This is a genomic window from Gordonia sp. OPL2 (assembly GCF_003797825.1).
Taxonomy (GTDB): domain Bacteria; phylum Actinomycetota; class Actinomycetes; order Mycobacteriales; family Mycobacteriaceae; genus Gordonia.
Map to the genome: position 1 here is coordinate 42,664 of NZ_RKME01000030.1, position 17,464 is coordinate 60,127.

Below are 17,464 nucleotides of genomic sequence, written 5' to 3' on the forward strand. Positions count from 1 at the left end.
AGCGTCGACGGCCGTGCGAGCGTCGGGACGGCGCGAGGATCCGGGTGCGGCGCGGTGATGATCGGTCAGGAGCGGGGTGGAGGTCGGGTGAGCGCATACGACGACCGGCCGTGGCTCGCGCAGTACGGTGAGCGTCCGGCTCATCTGCGTGTGGAGCACGGGACCGCGATGGACATGTTCGACGCCGCGGTGCGCGCCGCGCCCGACGACCCGGCAGTGCACTACTTCGGGACCACGACGACGTGGTCCGAACTCGACCGGGCCTCGGATGCCCTCGCGACACTGCTCATCGCGCGCGGATTCCGCGCGGGCGACCGGTGAGCGCTCCAGGTCCAGAACGATCCGGCTTTCGTCGTCGGACTCGTCGCCGCGTGGAAGGTCGGCGGGATCCCGACCGCCATCAGCCCGATGAGTACGGCCGACGACCTCACCTGGCTGCTCCGCCGGTACGAGCCCGCAGCCCTCCTGGTGCTCGACGACCTGTACGCAGACGTCGTGCGATCCGTTCTCGCAACCGATTCCGGTGTCTCGATCCCCGTGGTGGTCACCGCGTCGGGTCTCGACGGTCAGGCCCGCGACGACCCACGGGTGTTCGACGGGGTCCGTCGACGTCGACCTGCCGACACCATCGATCTCGCCGCACTGGTGGCCGGACACGACGGATCGGCGCCCCGGCGTCGTCCGGTCGGTCCAGCAGACGTCGCCGCGCTGCTGGCGACGTCCGGCACCACCGGATTCCCGAAGGGTGCCCGCATCAGCCATGCGAACCTGACGTTCAACACGCAGATCTACCGCGACTGGACCGGCTTGCGTGCCGGCGAGCCGATCCTGGCGCTGGCGCCGATCTTTCATGTGACGGGTCTCGTCGGGGCGGTGACGCTGGCGATGTTGCTCCGCTCCCCGGTCGTGCTCACCCATCGCATCCACCCGGGCGTCGTCGCCGACGCCATCCGCGAGTACCGGCCCGCGTTCTCCGTCGCCGCGATCACGGCCTACATCGGTCTCGCCGACGAATCCGACATCACCCCCGCCGAGATGGCGCCGTTGAGATTGCGGTACTCCGGTGGGGCGCCGATCGATCCGGTCGTCGCCGACCGCCTCGAGGAGGCGCTCGGCGGGTACGTCCACAACATCTACGGCCAGACCGAGACCACGTCGCCCTCCCACATCGTGCCGGCCGAGCTGCGCGCGCCGGTCGACGACGAGACCGGTGTCCTGTCGGTCGGGGTCCCGGTGTCCAACACCGTGGTCCGGGTCGTCGACGATCACGGCCGCGATCTCCCGGTCGGAGAGATCGGTGAGCTCATCACCAGCGGGCCCCAGGTGATCGGCGGGTACTGGGATGATCCGGAGGCCACTGCGGCGGCGCTGACCGGTGGCGAATTGCGCACCGGGGACATCGGATTCATGGACGCCGATGGCTGGTTCTACGTCGTCGACCGGAGCAAGGACGTGATCAATGCGGCCGGCTACAAGATCTGGCCGCACGAGGTGGAACTGGTGCTCGGCCGCCATCCCGACGTCGCGGAGGCCGCCGTCGTCGGCATACCCGACGACTATCGGGGTGAGACGGCCAAGGCGTACGTGGTGCCGCGGGTTGGGGCGAGCGTCACCGAGGCGGACCTCGTCGACTACTGTCGCGACCGGATGGCGGCCTACAAATATCCGCGTGAGGTCGAACTGGTCGGTTCCCTGCCCCGGTCGGCAACAGGAAAGCTGTTGCGGCGCAAGCTGCGTGGATAGATGAAGGGTGTGCCGGAATCCGGCACACCCTTCACCGTCTCGCGGTCGATCGCGGTTTACAGCCCGAGATCCCGGCCGATGATGTCCTTCATGATCTCGGTGGTGCCACCGAAGATCGTCTGGATGCGTGAGTCGGTGTAGGCGCGGGCCACCCGGTACTCGTTCATGTAGCCGTAGCCGCCGTGCAGTTGGACGCACTGGTCGATGACCTTCTTGGCGAGCTCGGTGCACCACCACTTCGCCTTCGACGCGTCGACGGCGGTGAGCTCACCGTCGACGACGGCCTGCAGGCAGCGGTCGAGGTACTGCTCGGCGATGTCGAGTTCGGTGGACTGCTCGGCGACGACGAACCGGTTGTGCTGGAAGGTGCCGATCGGCTTGCCGAACGCCTTGCGGTCCTTCACATACTGCAACGTCTCCTCGTGCACGGCACGGGCGCCCGCGATCGCGCCGATCGCGATCGAGAGACGCTCCGACGGCAGGTTGTGCATCAGGTGATAGAAGCCCTTGTTCTCCTCACCGAGCAGGTTCTCCCGCGGGACACGCACATCGGTGAAGTGCAGCTCCGCGGTGTCGGCCGCCTTCAGGCCCATCTTGTCCAGTTTGCGGCCCCGCTCGAAGCCCTCCATGTCCCGCTCGACGACGAGCAGCGAGAACGCCTTGTGTCCCGCCGAGGGATCCGGGTTGGTGCGGCAGACCACCACGACGAGGTCGGAGTTGATACCGGCCGAGATGAAGGTCTTGTTGCCGTTCAGGATGTAGTGATCGCCGTCCAGCTTGGCAGAGGTCTTGATGCCGGCCAGGTCGCTGCCGGCACCGGGCTCGGTCATCGCGACGGCGAGAATCGTCTCGCCCGTGGCCATTCCGGGCATCCAGCGCTTGCGTTGTTCCTCGTTGGCGAGGTTGAGGAAGTAGGGGACCAGGACGTCGTTCTGCAGACTCAGGCCGGGCGCCGCACCGCCGAACCGTGCGAACTCCTCGACGACGACGGCATTGAACCGGAAGTCATCGGAGACCCCGCCGCCGCCGTACTCCTCCGGGATGTTGAAGCCGAGCAGTCCCGCCTCGCCGGCCTTCAAGTAGGACTCGCGGTCCACCTGGCCTGCGGCGTCCCACTTCTCGACGTTCGGGGCGCATTCGCGGGCGAGGAACTCGCGCGCGCTGGCGCGGAGCTGCTCGTGTTCGGGTTCGAAGACTGTGCGCTTCATGGGTTCGCTCCTCAGCTGTGTCTCGGTGTTCGGTGGTGGATCAGTCTCGGTGCGGTGTTCCGGCTCCGACCGCACGAAGGGATGTCGCCGCGTACGACGTGGCGATCTCCGCGGGTGTACGGGGGCCGCCGTGGTGATACCAGGTGGTCACCTCCTGGCAAGCGCCCAGCAGGTAGCGCAAGACTTCCTTGACATCATCGCCGAGCCGGAAGTCGCCGGAGGCGATGCCGTCGCGGAGCACACCTTCCAGAAGATCCTCGACCTCGGTGCGCATCCCGACGTAGTGCCGGCGATGCTCGTTGTCGGCGTCGAGGTACCGCAGCTCCCTTGCAACACTGGCCAATTCGAGATCTGCGGTCATGTGCAGGACGATCGCCTCGATCGCGTTCGACAACTGCTCGGTGGGGGTCTCGCCGTCTGCGATCGCCGCACGCACGCGCCGCAGTACCGACGTCATGCCTGCTTCGAGGAGTGCGACGAGGATGCCCTGCTTGTTGTCGTGGTGATAGTAGAGCGTCGGCAGCGACACCCCGGCCCGTGACGCGATGTCGCGGATCGAGGTGCCGTGGAAGCCGCGGTTGTGGAACGCCTCCTTGGCGGCTGCGAGCGTGACCGGCAGGGTGATCGGCACGATCACCCGCCAGTCGTCGAGCGTGTCGTCGGCGACTGCGGGTCCCGTTGTGGCGGAGACGGTGTCAGACACGTTCGATGATGGTGGCGTTGGCCATGCCCGCGCCCTCGCACATGGTCTGCAGTCCGTAACGGCCGCCGGTCGCCTCGAGGTGATTCACCAGCGTCGCGAGCAGTCGGGTGCCCGACGACCCGAGTGCGTGGCCGAGGGCGATCGCGCCGCCGCGCGGGTTCAGTTTCGCGGGGTCGGCGCCGAACTCATGGGCCCAGGCCAGCGGTACCGACGCGAACGCCTCGTTGACCTCGTAGGCGTCGAGGTCGTCGACGGACAGTCCCGAACGCTCCAGGATCTTGCGCGTGGCCGGGATGGGCGCGGTGAGCATGAAGATCGGGTCGTCGCCGGCGAGTGCGAACGAGTGGAATCGTGCGCGCGGGGTGAGTCCCAGCTTGGCGGCCATCGTGTCGCTCATGATCAGCGCGGCCGATGCGCCGTCGGTCAGCGGCGACGAGTTGCCGGGGGTGATGTGCCAGTTGATCTCCGGGAATCGCTGTGCGCTCTCCTCGGAGTAGAACGACGACTTGAGCCCGGCCAGTCCCTCGGCGGTGGTGGACGCGCGGACGGTCTCGTCGACGGTGTGGGTGATCTGGGCGCCGTCGGAATCGGTGACGTCGATCGGGATGATCTCGCGGTCGAAGAACCCGTCCGACGCCGCCTGTGCGGCCCGCTGATGGGACTGCGCGGCGAACGCATCGAGGGTGTCGCGGTCGAACTTCCATTTCGCGGCCACCAACTCGGCCGAGATACCCTGTCCGACAAGACCGTCGGGGTACCGTGCGGCGATGCTCGGACCGTACGGGCTGCGCCCGACGGTGGTGAAGCCCATCGGCACCCGGCTCATGGATTCGACGCCTGCGGCGATCACGACGTCATAGGCGCCCGCGATCACACCCTGTGCGGCGAAGTGAGCGGCCTGCTGGCTCGAGCCGCACTGCCGGTCGACCGTGGTGGCCGGTACGGACTCGGGGAATCCGGCGGACAGCAGCGCGGTGCGCGAGATGTTGAGGGCCTGCTCACCGGCCTGACCGACACATCCGCCGATCACGTCGTCGACGAGCGCGGGGTCGAGATCGTTGCGCTCGACCAACGTCTTGAGAACGTGGGCCAGCAGTTCGACGGGCTGCGTCTCCGAGAGGGCGCCGCCGGGCTTCCCCTTGCCTGACGCGAGGCGGGCGACGTCGACGATGACGGCTTCGGGCATGAGGGTCCTCCCAGGGTGATGCTGACCGGAACAGGCTGATCATCGGCGCAGGGACATCGACGGCCACATCGATGCGAGCGAGGCCGATCTAACGCTCGTTCTACTTGTCTAGCATGGCGGAACCCGCGGAATCAACAGTTCGCGGGTCCCGCCGTCCGGTCTTGCCCTAGAGGGCGCCCTTGTCGGCGTCACCCGCGGGAACGGCGGTGAACGTCTTGACGTCGAGCGGACCCGCAAGCAACGGGCCGATCGCCTTGCCGAGCTCGGTGAGCGCGGGTGCGCCGCCGTGGGTGCCCAGGGCCTCCATCGACTCCCATTTCTCGATCATCACGAGGTCGGTCGAGTCGCCGGTCGCCTCGTGCAGTGCGTAGGTGTCGCAGCCGGGCTCGCCGTGGACCTGGGGGATGGCGGCCAGGACCGCGTCCCGGACGGCTGCCTCCTCGCCGGGCTTCGGTGAGATCGTGGCGACGACGATGACTGCTGACATGTGTGGTGCTCCCTGTTCTGATGGGTCGGTGGCGGATCCTGTTGAGTCGATCCGATCACCGACGGTAGGTGACGACGCCGGGTCGGTGACCATGATTCGCCGAACCGGGACCAAGCCCACATCCGCAGTGGGCGTCAATCATGAACGGGCTGTTCCAGATACGCGACGATCGCGCCGGCGAATCCGCGCCGCGCGAGTGCGTCGTCCTGATAGCTGCCCAATTGTGCCTCCGACACCAACCCGCGCATCGCGCCGGGGATGAACGCCGCGACGTCCCGGACACGCGCGGGGTCGACCTCGAGATCGGCGAACGCCTTCTGGCATGCCCGGGCCCACGAGTGATTCCACGAGGCGAACTCGGCGGCGGTGCGTGGGTAGAGGCGTTCGAGCTCGGCGTGATCACGCGGCAGCGTCGCGCGCAGGTTCTCGATCGCGCGGGAGTCGACGGAGGTGAGCCCGAGGAACAGCATCTCCACGATCTCGGTGACCCGTTCGCGTAGGGGAGCGGTGTTGTTCTCGCGGTACGGGAGTTCGCCGCGGCGGTCGGCGGTTCTGCGCAGCACTGCCGCCCAGAGTCCGTCGACGTCGCCGAACTGGTACTTCACTGTTCCCCACGTGGCGCCGATGTCCTTGGCGATGCGGTTCGCCGACACCGATCCGGGGTCGCCCGAGGCCAGCGCCGCCAGCGCGGCGTCGAGCATCGCCTCGCGGGTCGCGAGTCCGCGTCGGTTCGTCCGACGTCCGCCGACGGCGTCGAGGGTCATGGCTCCCGATCCTAACCGCGTTCGACGTTTTCACAGAACCCACTGTGAATCTTTCACAGAACCCACTATGGTTTCGTCAGATGCCCCCCGAATGGGAGCGCGCAGCCCGGATGTGCGAGAGGAGTTCGCAGATGGCCAGGACGCCGTTGTCGATGGAGCCGACCGGCTGGTTCCAGGTGGCGTGGTCGTCGGAGATCGGCGCACGCGCCGTGCACCGGATGACGTACTTCGGACGCGAGATGGTGGCGTGGCGATCGGTGTCGGGGCAGGTCTCGGTGTTCGACGCGTACTGCGAGCATCTGGGCGCACACCTCGGGTACGGCGGCCACGTGGAGGGCGAGAACCTGGTCTGTCCATTCCACGGGTGGGAGTGGAACAGCGCGGGACGCAACGTCTGCATCCCCTATGAGAACCATCCCAATCGAGGTCGGCGCATCCGCAGCTACCCGGTCGTCGAACGCAATGAGGCGGTGTGGCTCTGGTACGACGTCGAGAACCGTCCGCCCCATTTCGACGTGCCGGACATCTTCGCCGACTTCGGGGACGACAAGACCGCGGACGACTACTACCCGCCGGTGCCGGCCGCGACGCTGTTCCGGCCGGGGCTCGAGATCCACCCGCAGTACATCATGGAGAACGGTGTCGACTTCGCCCACTTCAAGTTCGTCCACAAAACGCCGTTCATGCCGGAGTTCACCCGCCACGACTTCTCCGGACCGGTCTCCTACGTCGACTTCACCATCGCCTTCGACGAAGGTGCCACACTCGAGAACGCCACCAGCGGAGTCGAATCCATCAACGCCGGCCTGGGATGTTCGATCACCAAGAGCTGGGGCATGGTCGACAACCGGACGATGCCCGCGGTCACGCCCGTCGACGAGAACACCTCCGACGTCCGCTTCACCGTCTGGATCGGCCGCAAGCCCGGCGAGGAACACGGCGACCTCACCCAGTACGGAAAGACGATGGCGGACTTCGTCATCGAACAGTTTGAAGCCGACGTCACCATCTGGGCGCATCAGCGCTACTCGGACCCGCCGGCACTGTCGCGCAAGGAGTACAAGGGGTTCACCGCGCTGCGGGACTGGGCCCGACAGTTCTACCCCGACGGCGGTCCCGCCGGTGTCGATCCCACCCGTCAACCCCAGAGCGGCGCGGTGATTCCCGCGTCGAGTCGATGATTCCAGGAGACGAGTCACGATGAGTACCTCGACACCGATCCGGGTCTTCCAGGTCGCCACCGGAAACCTCGGGACCGAGATGATCGGGCGGATCCGCAGCCACCCGGACCTCGAGTTGGTCGGATTGCACTGCTACACAGCGGAGAAGATCGGACGCGATGCCGGTGAGATCGTCGGCCTGGATCCCATCGGGGTGATCGCGACCGGGTCGGTGGACGAGATCATCGCCGCGAAACCCGACGTGCTGACCTTCCACGGCGTGTTCCCGGACGAGGACCTCTACGTGGCCGTACTCGAAGCGGGCATCGACGTCGTCACCACCGCCGACTGGATCACCGGGTTCCACCGAGACACGAATCATCCACACGCCAGCGGCCGCAAGGTGTCCGAGGTGATCGCCGACGCGTGCCGCACCGGTGGATCGACGTTCTACGGCACCGGCATGAATCCCGGTGCGTGCCAGATCATCGGCGTCGTGCAGTCCATGGACGTCGCCGACATCGAGAACGTCACCGTCACCGAGTCCGTCGACGTCTCCTGCCATCACTCGGTCGACACCTGGAAGGCCGTCGGATACGGACGGCCGGTCGACGACGCGTCGATCCCGGAGTCCTTGCGCAAGTACACAGAGGTGTTCGCCGACTCCGTCTATCTGATGGCTGACTGCTTCGACCTCGAACTCGACGAGGTCGCCTTCAGCTACGAACTCGGTGCCTGCACAAAGGACATCGACCTCGGCTGGTACACGCTTCCGCAGGGATCGCTGGGTGGCAGCTACATCAAGTACCAGGGCATGATCGACGGCGTCGCACGGGTCGAGTCCCACCTCGAGTGGCAGATGACGCCGTACACGGATCCGTCGTGGGACATCAAGGGCTGCTACATCACTCACATCACCGGCGACCCGTCGGTGTACAGCAAGCACATGATCTTCCCGAAAGCCGGGGTGGACCTGTCCAATCCGGACTCGTTCGCGTCGATCGGCATGACCGTGACCGGGTTGCCGGCACTGAACTCGATCCGATCCGTCGTCGCCGCGCCACCGGGCATCCTCACCAGCGCCGACCTGCCGCTGCGGGGATTCGCCGGACGATTCAAACTCTGACCCGCTCACTCCGCTCCCGGCGTCGGTGACAGTCGACCCGCTCGCTCCGCTCCCAGCGTCGGGAACATCTGACCCGCTCGCTCCGCTCCCGGCGTCGGTGACAGTCGACCCACTCGCTCCGCTCCCGGCGTCGGCGTACTGTCGGCGACATGGCCAGAACTGTTGCGAAAGCCGATGTCGTCGGCCGTATCGAGCTGTTGGACTTCGTCCGGCCCCGCCACCACATGATCCTGAGCACCACCCGCGCCAACGGGAGTCCGCAACTGTCCCCGGTGACCGGCGGACTCGACGAGGCGGGGCGCATCGTCATCTCGACCTACCCGGGCCGCGCCAAGGCGACGAACCTGCGCAACACGCCCGTCGCGAGCGTCGTCGTGCTGTCCGACGAATGGAACGGTGCGTGGGTACAGGTCGACGGTGACGCCGAGGTGCTCGACATGCCCGACGCCGAGGACGCGCTCGTCGACTACTTCCGCAGCATCTCCGGCGAGCATCCCGACTGGGACGAGTACCGCGCCGCGATGCGCACCCAGGGCAAGTCGCTCATCCGGATCACGCCGACCCGATGGGGTCCCATCGCAACCGGCGGCTTCCCCGCCGACGTCGCCGAGCGCCTCGACGCGCAGGACGGCTGAACCGGACGCCCGGCATCTCTGTGGGGCGTGTTGCACGCGCGAGCGTCAGGCCCGTGACTTCGCGAACTCGGTCACCAGCGTCGCGTTGAAGGCCGGGAGATCGTCGGGGTTGCGGCTGGTGATGAGGGTGTTGGGACCCGACCGGTCCACGACGACCTCCTCATCCACCCAGTTGGCTCCGGCGTTGCGGAGATCGGTGCGCACGCTCGGATACGACGTGATGTCCCGGCCTTTCACGACGTCGGCCTCGACGAGCGTCCACGGCGCGTGACAGATGGCCGCCACCGGCTTTCCGGCGTCGAAGAAGGCCTTGATGAACGCGACCGCCTTCTCGTCGGTGCGCAGGAAGTCGGGATTGGCGACGCCGCCCGGCAGGACCAGGGCATCGAAATCGTCGACGGAGGCGTCGGCGACGGTGACGTCGACCGGGAAGGTGTCCGCCTTGTCCAGATGATCGAATGCCTGGATCGTGCCGTCATCGGTCGAGACGAGTGTCGGGGCACCGCCGACCGCCTCGACGGTCTTCCACGGCTCGGTGAGTTCCACCTGCTCGGTGCCCTCGGGCGCGACCAGGAAGGCGATGGTGTGGTTGTTCAGTTCCTCCGGCATGGCGGTCCTTTCCGTCGACTCGATCGGACGTTCAGGCGGAGATGTACCCCTGGGGCCCCGCCGGCAAACCCGGACCACGGGTGCCGACTGCGCTGTGCCGCGTGAACCGCGGCGGTAGCGTCGGGACATGTCCGCCGGCACAGACATCACCTCAGACATCACCTCCGATGTGGCCGTGGTCGGCGCCGGGATCATCGGCCTGTCCACGGCGCATCATCTTGCTCGACAAGGGTTCACGGTCACGATCTACGAGTCGGGTCGACCCGGGTACGGGCAATCCGCAGGCCAGTCCCGGATCTTCCGCCACGCCCACGACGATCCGCGCCTGGTCGGGCTCGCCGTGCAGGCCCGGGAGCAGTGGCGGATGTGGTCGGAGGACGCGGGGACGCCGTTGATATCCGCGGACGGGGCGGTCGCGCTCGGACCGGCGGTGCCGAGGCGACAGCAGATCCTGCAGCAGCAGGGCGTGGCCGTCGAGACGCTGGACTCGGCGGCGCTGTGTGAGGTCCTGCCCATCCTCCGCGATCTGGACGACACCGGGTTCGACGGGTCCGCGATGCTCGACGTCGACGGCGGATCGATCGACACCCGCGCCGCCATCACCTGGTTGGCCGACCGGTTCGCCGAGGTCACCGTCGGCGAGCAGGTGATCGCGCTGCACCGTACGGGGGACGGGGTGACGATTCGGACACCGACGACCGCGGGAACCCATGGGGCGGTGATCATCTGCGCGGGGCGCGGTAGTGCGGCGCTGGCCCGGGGCGTCGGGATGTCGGTGCCGGTACAGCTCGGTGCCCATGTACGCGTGTCGTTTGCGGTGCGTGACAGGGGTATCGGTGACGGGGGTATCGGTGGCAGGGGTGTCGGTGGCGGAGGCACACCTGAGAATGCGTCACGCATGCCGACGCTGCAGGACGGCAGTGGGATGTTCGGTGCCACGGGTGTGTATGCCGCCGTCTATCCCGATCGGTCGGGGTACGGCCTCGGGATGGCCGAGAGCGTCGACGCCCACGACGACGGTGCGATCGACGACGGCGCCGGGCTCGCGGATCTCGCCGACGCCGCAGCCCGATACGTGGCCACCGCGCTGCCCGGGCTCGACCCCACGCCCCGGGATGTCGTGCACTGCTGGGTGACCGGTCTGCCCTGGGGTGACGACGGCATGGCGATCTGGCGGACGGGTCCGATCGTCGTGTTCGCCGGCCACAATCTGTTCAAGCATGCGCCCGTGATCGGTGAGAAGCTCGCCGACACCATCCGTACCGGCCGGGTGCCGGCGGTTTTCGCCCCGGAGGCGCGTCTGGGTGCGGCCGACTGACGTCAGCACAGGCAGTCGGGGGACGAATCGTGTACGAGTCACCGACGGCCGGCCGGCCGCCACCGGAGAACCTCGAGGGCCGCCGCGACGTCGACGAGGTTCTCCGCGATGGGTCGGGGGAGGAGTTCCTCGGCGCGGGCGAGTCGTCGGATCACGGTGTTGCGGTGCGCGTACAGCCGTTCAGCGGTTCGAGAAGTGTTGCACTGCTCGGCAATCCACGTCCGGACGGTCTCGACCGTGTCGGGGTCCGCCGAGGCCAGATCGCCGAGCGTGTCGACGACGAACTCGTCGGTCGCGGTCGGGTCGGCGGTCAGCAGCGCGACGAGCCGCACGTCCTCGTGGCGTGCCACGTGCTGGGGTGAGGCGAGTTGGGCGACGAGCCGCTGTGTGGCCAGGGCCTGGAAGTGACTGCGCCGGAAGCCGTCCAGACCGTCGCCGGGTTGGCCGAATGCCACACGCACGGTCGGATGATCGGGTATCCGGCGGATCGGCGGCACCGCCGACGTCGACAGCCACACCCAGAGGGCTGCCGCGCTCGCGACGACCGTGAGTCGTTCCCGCCGCGTCGTGGTCTTGGTGACGACGTCGGCGACGGCCTCGAGTTCCTGAGCGGTCGTCGCGCCGGCATCGGCCCAGATCACCGCCGCCACATGGGGGCCGTCCAGCCGGTAGCCGAGCTGGGCGGCCGCTCGGCCGGCGGGGATCGGCGCGCCTTCGAGGAGCAGCGCCACCGTCTGCCGACGTTCGGCGTGTGTGCCGCGGGTGAGGTCGGCGCGTTCGGCCTCCATCCGCTCCGACATCGCCGACACCGTGTCGTCGATGAACGTGGAGATCGACAGGGACGACAACTCGAGCAACTCGCGGAGTTCGGCGGGATCGTCGGTGAGGCCGAAGCAGATGTCCATCCAGCGGCGCCACGCTACGCTCTGCGCCGTGCGGTAGGAGTCGAGCGACGACTCGCCCAGACCGCGACGCACCAGGTCGCGGGCGGTGTCCAGGACCTCGCCGGTCAGGTTCACCGGGACCCGCCGGCCCGGTTCGCGGACGTTGGCCGCGGCCCAGTGCAGCATGTTGGCGATGTTGGTGCGTCGGGCGCCATCGGCGAGCACCGGGTCGTCGGCGACTGCGGTCATCCGGACGCCCCCGAGCGCGGCGTCGTGCATCTCCTCAATCCACTCCTCGGGTGGGCTCAGCGCGATCTCCGCGCCGCGGCGCAGCAGCTCACGGGTCCGCGGCGAGGGCTTCGGCCAGTCCGACATGCGCACATTCTGCACCATCGGCCACCAGGTGGAGTTGCAGTTTGTCCCTGGCGTCGGGCGGCGTGACTGAGCATCCTGGTAGGTATCCGCATCCGCGACGACCCCGAGGAGTTCTGGTGACCTCTCCGACCACCACCGATCGTGTCGACGTCCTCATCGTCGGCGCAGGCATCTCGGGAATCGGTGCCGCCCGCTATCTGCGCACTGAGCACCCGACGAAGTCGTTCGCGATCGTGGAGGCGCGCTCGACGTCCGGGGGCACCTGGGACCTGTTCCGCTACCCGGGCATCCGCTCGGATTCTGATCTGCACACCTTCGGCTATGCCTTCAAACCGTGGACGGACAAGCAGGCGATCGCCGACGCGCCGCGCATCCTCGACTATCTGCACGAGACGATCGACGAGAACGAGCTCACCGACCACATCCGCTTCGACCACAAGGTGGTGTCGGCGGCGTGGTCGTCGGACGATGCGCGCTGGCAGGTGGAGATCGACCGCACCGACACCGGGGAGCGGGTCCGGGTCAGCGCCGGATGGATCTTCTGCGGTTCCGGCTACTACGACTACGACCAGGGGTTCAGCCCTGAGTTCGCGGGGCGTGAGCGTTTCCGGGGGCAGATCGTGCATCCGCAGCACTGGCCCGAGGATCTCGACTACGCGGGCAAGCGTGTGGTGGTGATCGGCAGCGGCGCCACCGCCGTCACGCTGCTACCCGCGATGGCCGACGACGCCGAGCACGTGACGATGCTGCAGCGCACTCCGACGTACATCATCCCGTTGCCCCGTGAGGACGCGATCGCCAACACCCTCAAGAAGGTCCTCGGCGACGAACGCGGATACGCACTGACCCGGCAGAAGAACGTCGCGCAGCAGCGGCTGCTGTTCGAACTGTGCCAACGGTTCCCGTCGGTGGCACGTCGGATGATCCGCAAGATCAACGAATCCCAGCTCCCCGAGGGCTATCCCGTCGACAAGCACTTCAACCCGCCGTACAACCCATGGGATCAGCGTCTGTGCGTCGTGCCCGATTCCGATCTGTTCCGCACCATCCGCAAGGGCAAGGCGTCGATCGTCACCGACCGCATCGCGGAGTTCACCGAGAACGGCATCCTGCTGGAGAGCGGAGAAGAACTCGAGGCCGACATCATCGTCACCGCCACCGGTCTCAACATCAAGATCATCGGCGGCATCGAGCTCACCGTCGACGGCCGGCCGGTCTCCCTGCCCGACACGGTGGTCTACCGAGGCATGATGCTGTCGGGCATCCCGAACTTCGCACTGGCGATCGGCTACACCAACGCGTCGTGGACGCTGAAGATCGGTCTGCTCTGCGAGTACTTCTGCAAGCTGCTCGGCTACATGGACGCCCATGGCCACGACAGCGTGTGGCCGGTCGCCGACCCGGCGATGCCGATCCGGCCGCTGCTGGACTTCGGTGCGGGATATGTGCAGCGCGCGCTGGCGACCCTGCCGAAGCAGGGGGAGAAGGCGCCGTGGGTGATGTCGATGAGCTACTACGCCGACCGGCGGGTGCTGCGCGGTGACGTCGCCGATGAGAACCTGCACTTCGCGCGGGCGCGTGACCGGACGGCCGGCGTGGTCGGGGTCTGAGTCGCGTACGCCTTTCCGCGCGCGCCCTTTCCGCCGACACCTGCGTTCACACCTCCGCGGACACCTTCACGCGCGTGCGACCTTTCCGCCTACGCTTTCGTTTACACCTGCGCGGACACCTTCCGCGGATCGTCAGTGGCGGTGCGCGAGTACCTGGATCGAGAGCACGACGAGTCCGATCAGGACGAGCGTGATGAGTGCGGCGAGCTTCTGCCACCAGGTGATGTCGGCCCGGCGGACCGCGAGCCAGCCGATGAGCCCGAGCGTCGCGATGTAGATGTAGCCCGAGATCAGCAGGGCCGTGTTGAGTTTCAGCACGTCCAGCCAGGCCAGCGTGATCATGCCCAGCGGCAGCAGGAGTGTGCCGAGGCCACTGGCGGCGACGCGGACCAGCGTGCGCAGGTCGTCGCCGTGCGGGAAGGTGCGATGCACAGCCAGGTGCGCGATGCCGTCGGAGGCGAAGCCCGCCAGTACGACGGCGAACACACCGAGGAGCAGGATCTCGAAGGCGTATGCGGCCGAGTGATGTCCGGTCGAGGTGTACACGACCAACACGATCGCGAGTCCGGTGAATGTCGCGTAGACGCGTTCCTTCAGGAACATCACCGCCACGGACTTGGGTACGTCCGCGATGTCGTCGGACTCGGCCCGATGGGCGCCACCTGCCTCGGTCATGGCCATCATTGTGGGCCTAATGTGGTGGGAATGAGCATCAACCCGACAGTTGTGGTGTCCTCGGCGGGGCTGATCGGCGGATACTCGGCCGCGCGATTCTCGGGCCGCCGTGAACTCGGGGGCGTGGTCCTCGCCGCGGCGGGCGCGTGGTGCACCCGGGAATGGGCGCGGCAGAGCCCGGTCGCGGCCGCCGGACTGCTGGCGGGATATCTCGGTGCCTTCGGTGCGTCGCATCCGCTCGCGAAGCAGATCGGTGCGTGGCCGTCGGTGTTGGCGGTGACGGCCGCGACGGCCGGCGCGACATATGCGGTGACGCGCAACGCCTGAACCTTCTCGGCCGGGTCTGGAACAATCACGGCTGTGGCCCTCCGCAGCGCGTCCCGAAAGCCTCATGTCGTCATCGTCGGAGCCGGATTCGGCGGCCTCCATGCCGCGCGGCGATTGAAGAAGGCCGACGTCCGCGTCACCGTCGTCGACCGCGGCACCAGTCACCTGTTCCAGCCATTGCTGTATCAATGTGCGACCGGGTTGCTTTCTGAGGGTGCGATCTCCAGCCCGATCCGACATCTGCTGCGGCGCCAACGCAACGCCGACGTCGTGCTCGGCGAGGCCAAGAACGTCGATGCGCAGTCCCGCACCCTGACCGTCGACCGGCTCGATGGTTCGACGATGGATCTCTCCTATGACCACCTCGTCGTCGCCGTCGGGATGCGGACGTCGTATCACGGTTCCGAGGAGATCAGTCGTCACGCCCCGGGGATGAAATCGCTCGACGACGCCCTGGCCATCCGTCGCAAGATCATCGCGGCGTTCGAGATGGCCGAGTCGCTGCCCGATGCGCAGCAACGTCGGCCGTGGCTGACCTTCGCGGTCGCCGGCGGTGGTCCCACGGGTGTCGAGCTGGCCGGACAGATCCGCGAACTCGCGACGATCGCACTGCATCACGAGTTCCGTTGCATCGATCCCGCCGAGGCGCGGGTGCTGTTGTTGCACGGTGGTGACCGGGTGCTGCCCTCCTTCAGTCCTGACCTCTCGCGGCGCGCACAGAAGATCCTCGACGAGCTCGGCGTGGAGACACACCTCGGTGTGCACGTCACCAACGTCACCGCCGAAGAGGTGGAGACCACGTCGAAAGCAGAACCGCACGAGGTTCTCCACTATCCGGCGCGGACCACACTGTGGACCACCGGCGTCGAGGCGGTGCCGTTCGCCGGAGTGCTCGCCCGGGCACTCGGAGTGCAGCAGGACCACGGCGGTCGCATCCCCGTCGAGGCCGACCTGTCGGTGCAGGGCCACCCGGAGGTGTGGGTCGTCGGTGACGTGAGTTCCCGTGACAACCTCCCCGGGGTCGCCGAGGTGGCCATGCAGGGCGGACGGCACGTCGGTGCGGTGATCGCCCACCTCGTCGACGGCGGTACGGACCGGGCGCCCTTCCGATATCGCGACCTGGGAAATGCCGCGTACATCGCGCGGCGCCATGCCGTGGTGCAGTCGGGCAGGCTCCAACTGTCCGGATATGTCGGTTGGGTCGCGTGGGGCGTCATCCACATCGCGTTCCTCGCCGGCGTCCGCAATCGTCTGGGCACCGTGGTGAACTGGGGTGCGACGCTGCTCACCGACTCGCGGCGGGAACGTGCCATCACCTACGGCGACCCGGAAACCGCCCGCCAGCCATATCGCTGACGGGCGGTCGCGGTGGACCCCGTCGATCACCGTCGGGCTCAGCCCAGGGTGTCGTCGAGCCAGTCGAACATCCGCTGATCGGTCAGCGCGCGGGCCATCGGCTGGCAGTGCCAGCTCGCTCCCTCGCCGGCGGTGAAGTCGACGACGGTGGTGTCCGCACCCGACATCTGCGCCAGCCGCTCGGACTGACCGGGCCAGAACTGTTCGTGCTCGGGCGAGGTGATCAGCATCGGGGTCCGGATGCGGGCGGCGTCCTCCGCTATGAGTGTGTACTGGGCAACGGCTTTCATCGTTCCCGAGTAGGTGTCCTGACCGTAGGGGCGGGCGCGCCAGTCCCACAGTCGCTTGGTCGACTTGTTGGCCTTCAGGCCGATGGACATCATCTGGTCGAAGTCGTGGTCCTTGCCCTCGGCCAGTTTCTTGGCCAGCGAGTGACCCACATTGGCCAGCCAGGAGGTGTCGACCTCGACGACACCGGGGTCGGCGATCGCCGCGGAGTAGCGATGCTCGAAGGCGATCGCGCGGGGAACCCAGTAGCCGGCCTGGCTGATCCCGTAGACGGCGAGTCGGTCGGTGTCGACGCCGGGGAGTCCGACGACGACGTCGGTGACGGGGGTGAGGACGGCTTCCCAATCGGGCCGGAACAGCATGCCGTGTTCGAACAGCATGGACTGCTGACCCGGCCCGTCGAACATGACCACCCGATAGCCGCGGCGCAGGGCGCCGTGGGCGGCGGCCGACCACTGGCCGGAGACCGCGCCGTCGCTGCCGTTGACCATCACGAGGGTGGGTCGCGGGGTGTCGCCGGCGTCGGTGGGCGAGAGGAACCATCCGGGCAGGGTGGTGTTCTCGTAGGGGATGGAGAGTCGTCGTGCGTCGAACGGTCCGTGGTCGACGAACTTCTCCCAGGCGGCCCGGTGTTCGGCGAACACCGGCATGCGCTCGGCGTCGTCGGCGATCCCGTCGAGGGCGTCGAAGGCCTCCGACAGATAGGTGGCGGCGCGCAGATAGGCGAACGCCGCGCTGACGTCGTGTCCGTGTGTGGCGCTGTCGTCCGCCTCGGCGACCAGTCGCCGGCCGAGACGGTGCCAGGCGTCGAAGAGATCGCGCTCGTGTCCGTTGCCGACGGTGTCGATGGTGGCGAGTACCTCGCCGGCGTCGGCGGCACCGGAGTTGCAGTAGCCGAGGAGGATTCGGATCGAGAAGTCGCGGCCGGCGTCGGAGTAGAAGCCGTTGCTGTAGGCGGTGTGGGGAGCGTGTGGGAGATGCATCGGGATGCGCTTTCGCAGGAGGGGGCG

The 17,464-nt window shown here is 67.6% G+C and carries 16 protein-coding genes and 1 pseudogene; 8 read left to right on the top strand and 9 right to left on the bottom strand.

Annotation, left to right across the window (positions count from 1 at the left end):
- The first annotated feature begins 87 nt into the window (after nucleotides 1-87).
- Nucleotides 88-1,743: pseudogene (locus EEB19_RS22025) on the top strand (class I adenylate-forming enzyme family protein).
- A gap of 56 nt (nucleotides 1,744-1,799) precedes the next feature.
- Here the strand turns inward: EEB19_RS22025 and EEB19_RS22030 are convergent.
- The 5 genes from EEB19_RS22030 to EEB19_RS22050 form a co-directional block, all read right to left on the bottom strand.
- Nucleotides 1,800-2,951, bottom strand: a complete 1,152-nt coding sequence (locus EEB19_RS22030) for an acyl-CoA dehydrogenase family protein (RefSeq protein ID WP_187589451.1) — start codon at nucleotides 2,949-2,951, stop codon at nucleotides 1,800-1,802.
- Between the two features lie 40 nt (nucleotides 2,952-2,991).
- Complete coding sequence (locus tag EEB19_RS22035; protein WP_187589452.1) at nucleotides 2,992-3,654, bottom strand: TetR/AcrR family transcriptional regulator; 663 nt, start codon at nucleotides 3,652-3,654, stop codon at nucleotides 2,992-2,994.
- On the bottom strand, nucleotides 3,647-4,840 hold the full coding sequence (locus tag EEB19_RS22040) for a thiolase family protein (RefSeq protein WP_187589453.1): 1,194 nt from the start codon (nucleotides 4,838-4,840) through the stop codon (nucleotides 3,647-3,649). Before EEB19_RS22040 ends, EEB19_RS22035 begins: the two co-directional genes overlap by 8 nt.
- A gap of 166 nt (nucleotides 4,841-5,006) precedes the next feature.
- Entirely contained in the window at nucleotides 5,007-5,327 is a 321-nt protein-coding gene (locus tag EEB19_RS22045) for a putative quinol monooxygenase (RefSeq protein ID WP_187589454.1), read from the bottom strand.
- A gap of 134 nt (nucleotides 5,328-5,461) precedes the next feature.
- Complete coding sequence (locus EEB19_RS22050; protein WP_187589455.1) at nucleotides 5,462-6,091, bottom strand: TetR/AcrR family transcriptional regulator; 630 nt, start codon at nucleotides 6,089-6,091, stop codon at nucleotides 5,462-5,464.
- Nucleotides 6,092-6,222: 131 nt separating this feature from the next.
- Between EEB19_RS22050 and EEB19_RS22055 the strand changes: the two genes are divergently transcribed.
- From EEB19_RS22055 to EEB19_RS22065, 3 genes are all read left to right on the top strand, one after another.
- Nucleotides 6,223-7,272, top strand: coding sequence for a Rieske 2Fe-2S domain-containing protein (locus EEB19_RS22055; protein ID WP_187589456.1), 1,050 nt, complete (start codon nucleotides 6,223-6,225; stop codon nucleotides 7,270-7,272).
- Between the two features lie 19 nt (nucleotides 7,273-7,291).
- On the top strand, nucleotides 7,292-8,377 hold the full coding sequence (locus EEB19_RS22060; RefSeq protein ID WP_187589457.1) for a dihydrodipicolinate reductase: 1,086 nt from the start codon (nucleotides 7,292-7,294) through the stop codon (nucleotides 8,375-8,377).
- A gap of 149 nt (nucleotides 8,378-8,526) precedes the next feature.
- Nucleotides 8,527-9,012: a PPOX class F420-dependent oxidoreductase gene (locus EEB19_RS22065; RefSeq protein ID WP_187589458.1), complete on the top strand. Its 486-nt coding sequence runs from the start codon at nucleotides 8,527-8,529 to the stop codon at nucleotides 9,010-9,012.
- A gap of 45 nt (nucleotides 9,013-9,057) precedes the next feature.
- Here the strand turns inward: EEB19_RS22065 and EEB19_RS22070 are convergent, their stop codons facing one another.
- Complete coding sequence (locus EEB19_RS22070) at nucleotides 9,058-9,621, bottom strand: type 1 glutamine amidotransferase domain-containing protein (protein ID WP_187589459.1); 564 nt, start codon at nucleotides 9,619-9,621, stop codon at nucleotides 9,058-9,060.
- A gap of 127 nt (nucleotides 9,622-9,748) precedes the next feature.
- Here EEB19_RS22070 and EEB19_RS22075 point away from each other — a divergent pair, with 127 nt between their 5' ends.
- The gene (locus EEB19_RS22075) at nucleotides 9,749-10,939 is read left to right on the top strand and encodes an FAD-binding oxidoreductase (protein ID WP_187589460.1); all 1,191 of its coding nucleotides are present in this window, start codon (nucleotides 9,749-9,751) and stop codon (nucleotides 10,937-10,939) included.
- A gap of 38 nt (nucleotides 10,940-10,977) precedes the next feature.
- Here the strand turns inward: EEB19_RS22075 and EEB19_RS22080 are convergent, their stop codons facing one another.
- Nucleotides 10,978-12,198: a CdaR family transcriptional regulator gene (locus EEB19_RS22080; protein ID WP_222929967.1), complete on the bottom strand. Its 1,221-nt coding sequence runs from the start codon at nucleotides 12,196-12,198 to the stop codon at nucleotides 10,978-10,980.
- Nucleotides 12,199-12,314: 116 nt separating this feature from the next.
- On the opposite strand from EEB19_RS22080, the gene EEB19_RS22085 reads away from it, so the two are divergent.
- A complete protein-coding gene (locus EEB19_RS22085; RefSeq protein ID WP_187589462.1) occupies nucleotides 12,315-13,808 on the top strand; it encodes an NAD(P)/FAD-dependent oxidoreductase in 1,494 nt (497 codons plus the stop codon).
- Nucleotides 13,809-13,940: 132 nt separating this feature from the next.
- Here the strand turns inward: EEB19_RS22085 and EEB19_RS22090 are convergent, their stop codons facing one another.
- Nucleotides 13,941-14,483, bottom strand: coding sequence for a hypothetical protein (locus EEB19_RS22090; RefSeq protein WP_187589463.1), 543 nt, complete (start codon nucleotides 14,481-14,483; stop codon nucleotides 13,941-13,943).
- Between the two features lie 30 nt (nucleotides 14,484-14,513).
- Between EEB19_RS22090 and EEB19_RS22095 the strand changes: the two genes are divergently transcribed.
- Both EEB19_RS22095 and EEB19_RS22100 read left to right on the top strand, forming a co-directional pair.
- A complete protein-coding gene (locus EEB19_RS22095; protein WP_187589464.1) occupies nucleotides 14,514-14,810 on the top strand; it encodes a hypothetical protein in 297 nt (98 codons plus the stop codon).
- A 33-nt stretch (nucleotides 14,811-14,843) separates the two neighbouring features.
- Nucleotides 14,844-16,166, top strand: coding sequence for an NAD(P)/FAD-dependent oxidoreductase (locus EEB19_RS22100; protein WP_187589465.1), 1,323 nt, complete (start codon nucleotides 14,844-14,846; stop codon nucleotides 16,164-16,166).
- A 38-nt stretch (nucleotides 16,167-16,204) separates the two neighbouring features.
- Here EEB19_RS22100 and EEB19_RS22105 read toward each other — a convergent pair whose 3' ends face one another.
- Nucleotides 16,205-17,437 (bottom strand): S9 family peptidase, encoded by a 1,233-nt coding sequence (locus EEB19_RS22105; protein ID WP_187589466.1) that lies wholly within the window; start codon nucleotides 17,435-17,437, stop codon nucleotides 16,205-16,207.
- Between the last annotated feature and the right edge of the window lie 27 nt (nucleotides 17,438-17,464).

Coding starts and splice junctions, on each gene's coding strand:
- EEB19_RS22075 (WP_187589460.1), top strand. CDS start 9,749: ATGTCCGCCGGCACAGACATCACCTCAGACATCACCTCCGATGTGGCC.
- EEB19_RS22090 (WP_187589463.1), bottom strand. CDS start 14,483: ATGACCGAGGCAGGTGGCGCCCATCGGGCCGAGTCCGACGACATCGCG.
- EEB19_RS22080 (WP_222929967.1), bottom strand. CDS start 12,198: ATGTCGGACTGGCCGAAGCCCTCGCCGCGGACCCGTGAGCTGCTGCGC.
- EEB19_RS22045 (WP_187589454.1), bottom strand. CDS start 5,327: ATGTCAGCAGTCATCGTCGTCGCCACGATCTCACCGAAGCCCGGCGAG.
- EEB19_RS22095 (WP_187589464.1), top strand. CDS start 14,514: ATGAGCATCAACCCGACAGTTGTGGTGTCCTCGGCGGGGCTGATCGGC.
- EEB19_RS22105 (WP_187589466.1), bottom strand. CDS start 17,437: ATGCATCTCCCACACGCTCCCCACACCGCCTACAGCAACGGCTTCTAC.
- EEB19_RS22030 (WP_187589451.1), bottom strand. CDS start 2,951: ATGAAGCGCACAGTCTTCGAACCCGAACACGAGCAGCTCCGCGCCAGC.
- EEB19_RS22055 (WP_187589456.1), top strand. CDS start 6,223: ATGGCCAGGACGCCGTTGTCGATGGAGCCGACCGGCTGGTTCCAGGTG.
- EEB19_RS22050 (WP_187589455.1), bottom strand. CDS start 6,091: ATGACCCTCGACGCCGTCGGCGGACGTCGGACGAACCGACGCGGACTC.
- EEB19_RS22070 (WP_187589459.1), bottom strand. CDS start 9,621: ATGCCGGAGGAACTGAACAACCACACCATCGCCTTCCTGGTCGCGCCC.
- EEB19_RS22065 (WP_187589458.1), top strand. CDS start 8,527: ATGGCCAGAACTGTTGCGAAAGCCGATGTCGTCGGCCGTATCGAGCTG.
- EEB19_RS22040 (WP_187589453.1), bottom strand. CDS start 4,840: ATGCCCGAAGCCGTCATCGTCGACGTCGCCCGCCTCGCGTCAGGCAAG.
- EEB19_RS22060 (WP_187589457.1), top strand. CDS start 7,292: ATGAGTACCTCGACACCGATCCGGGTCTTCCAGGTCGCCACCGGAAAC.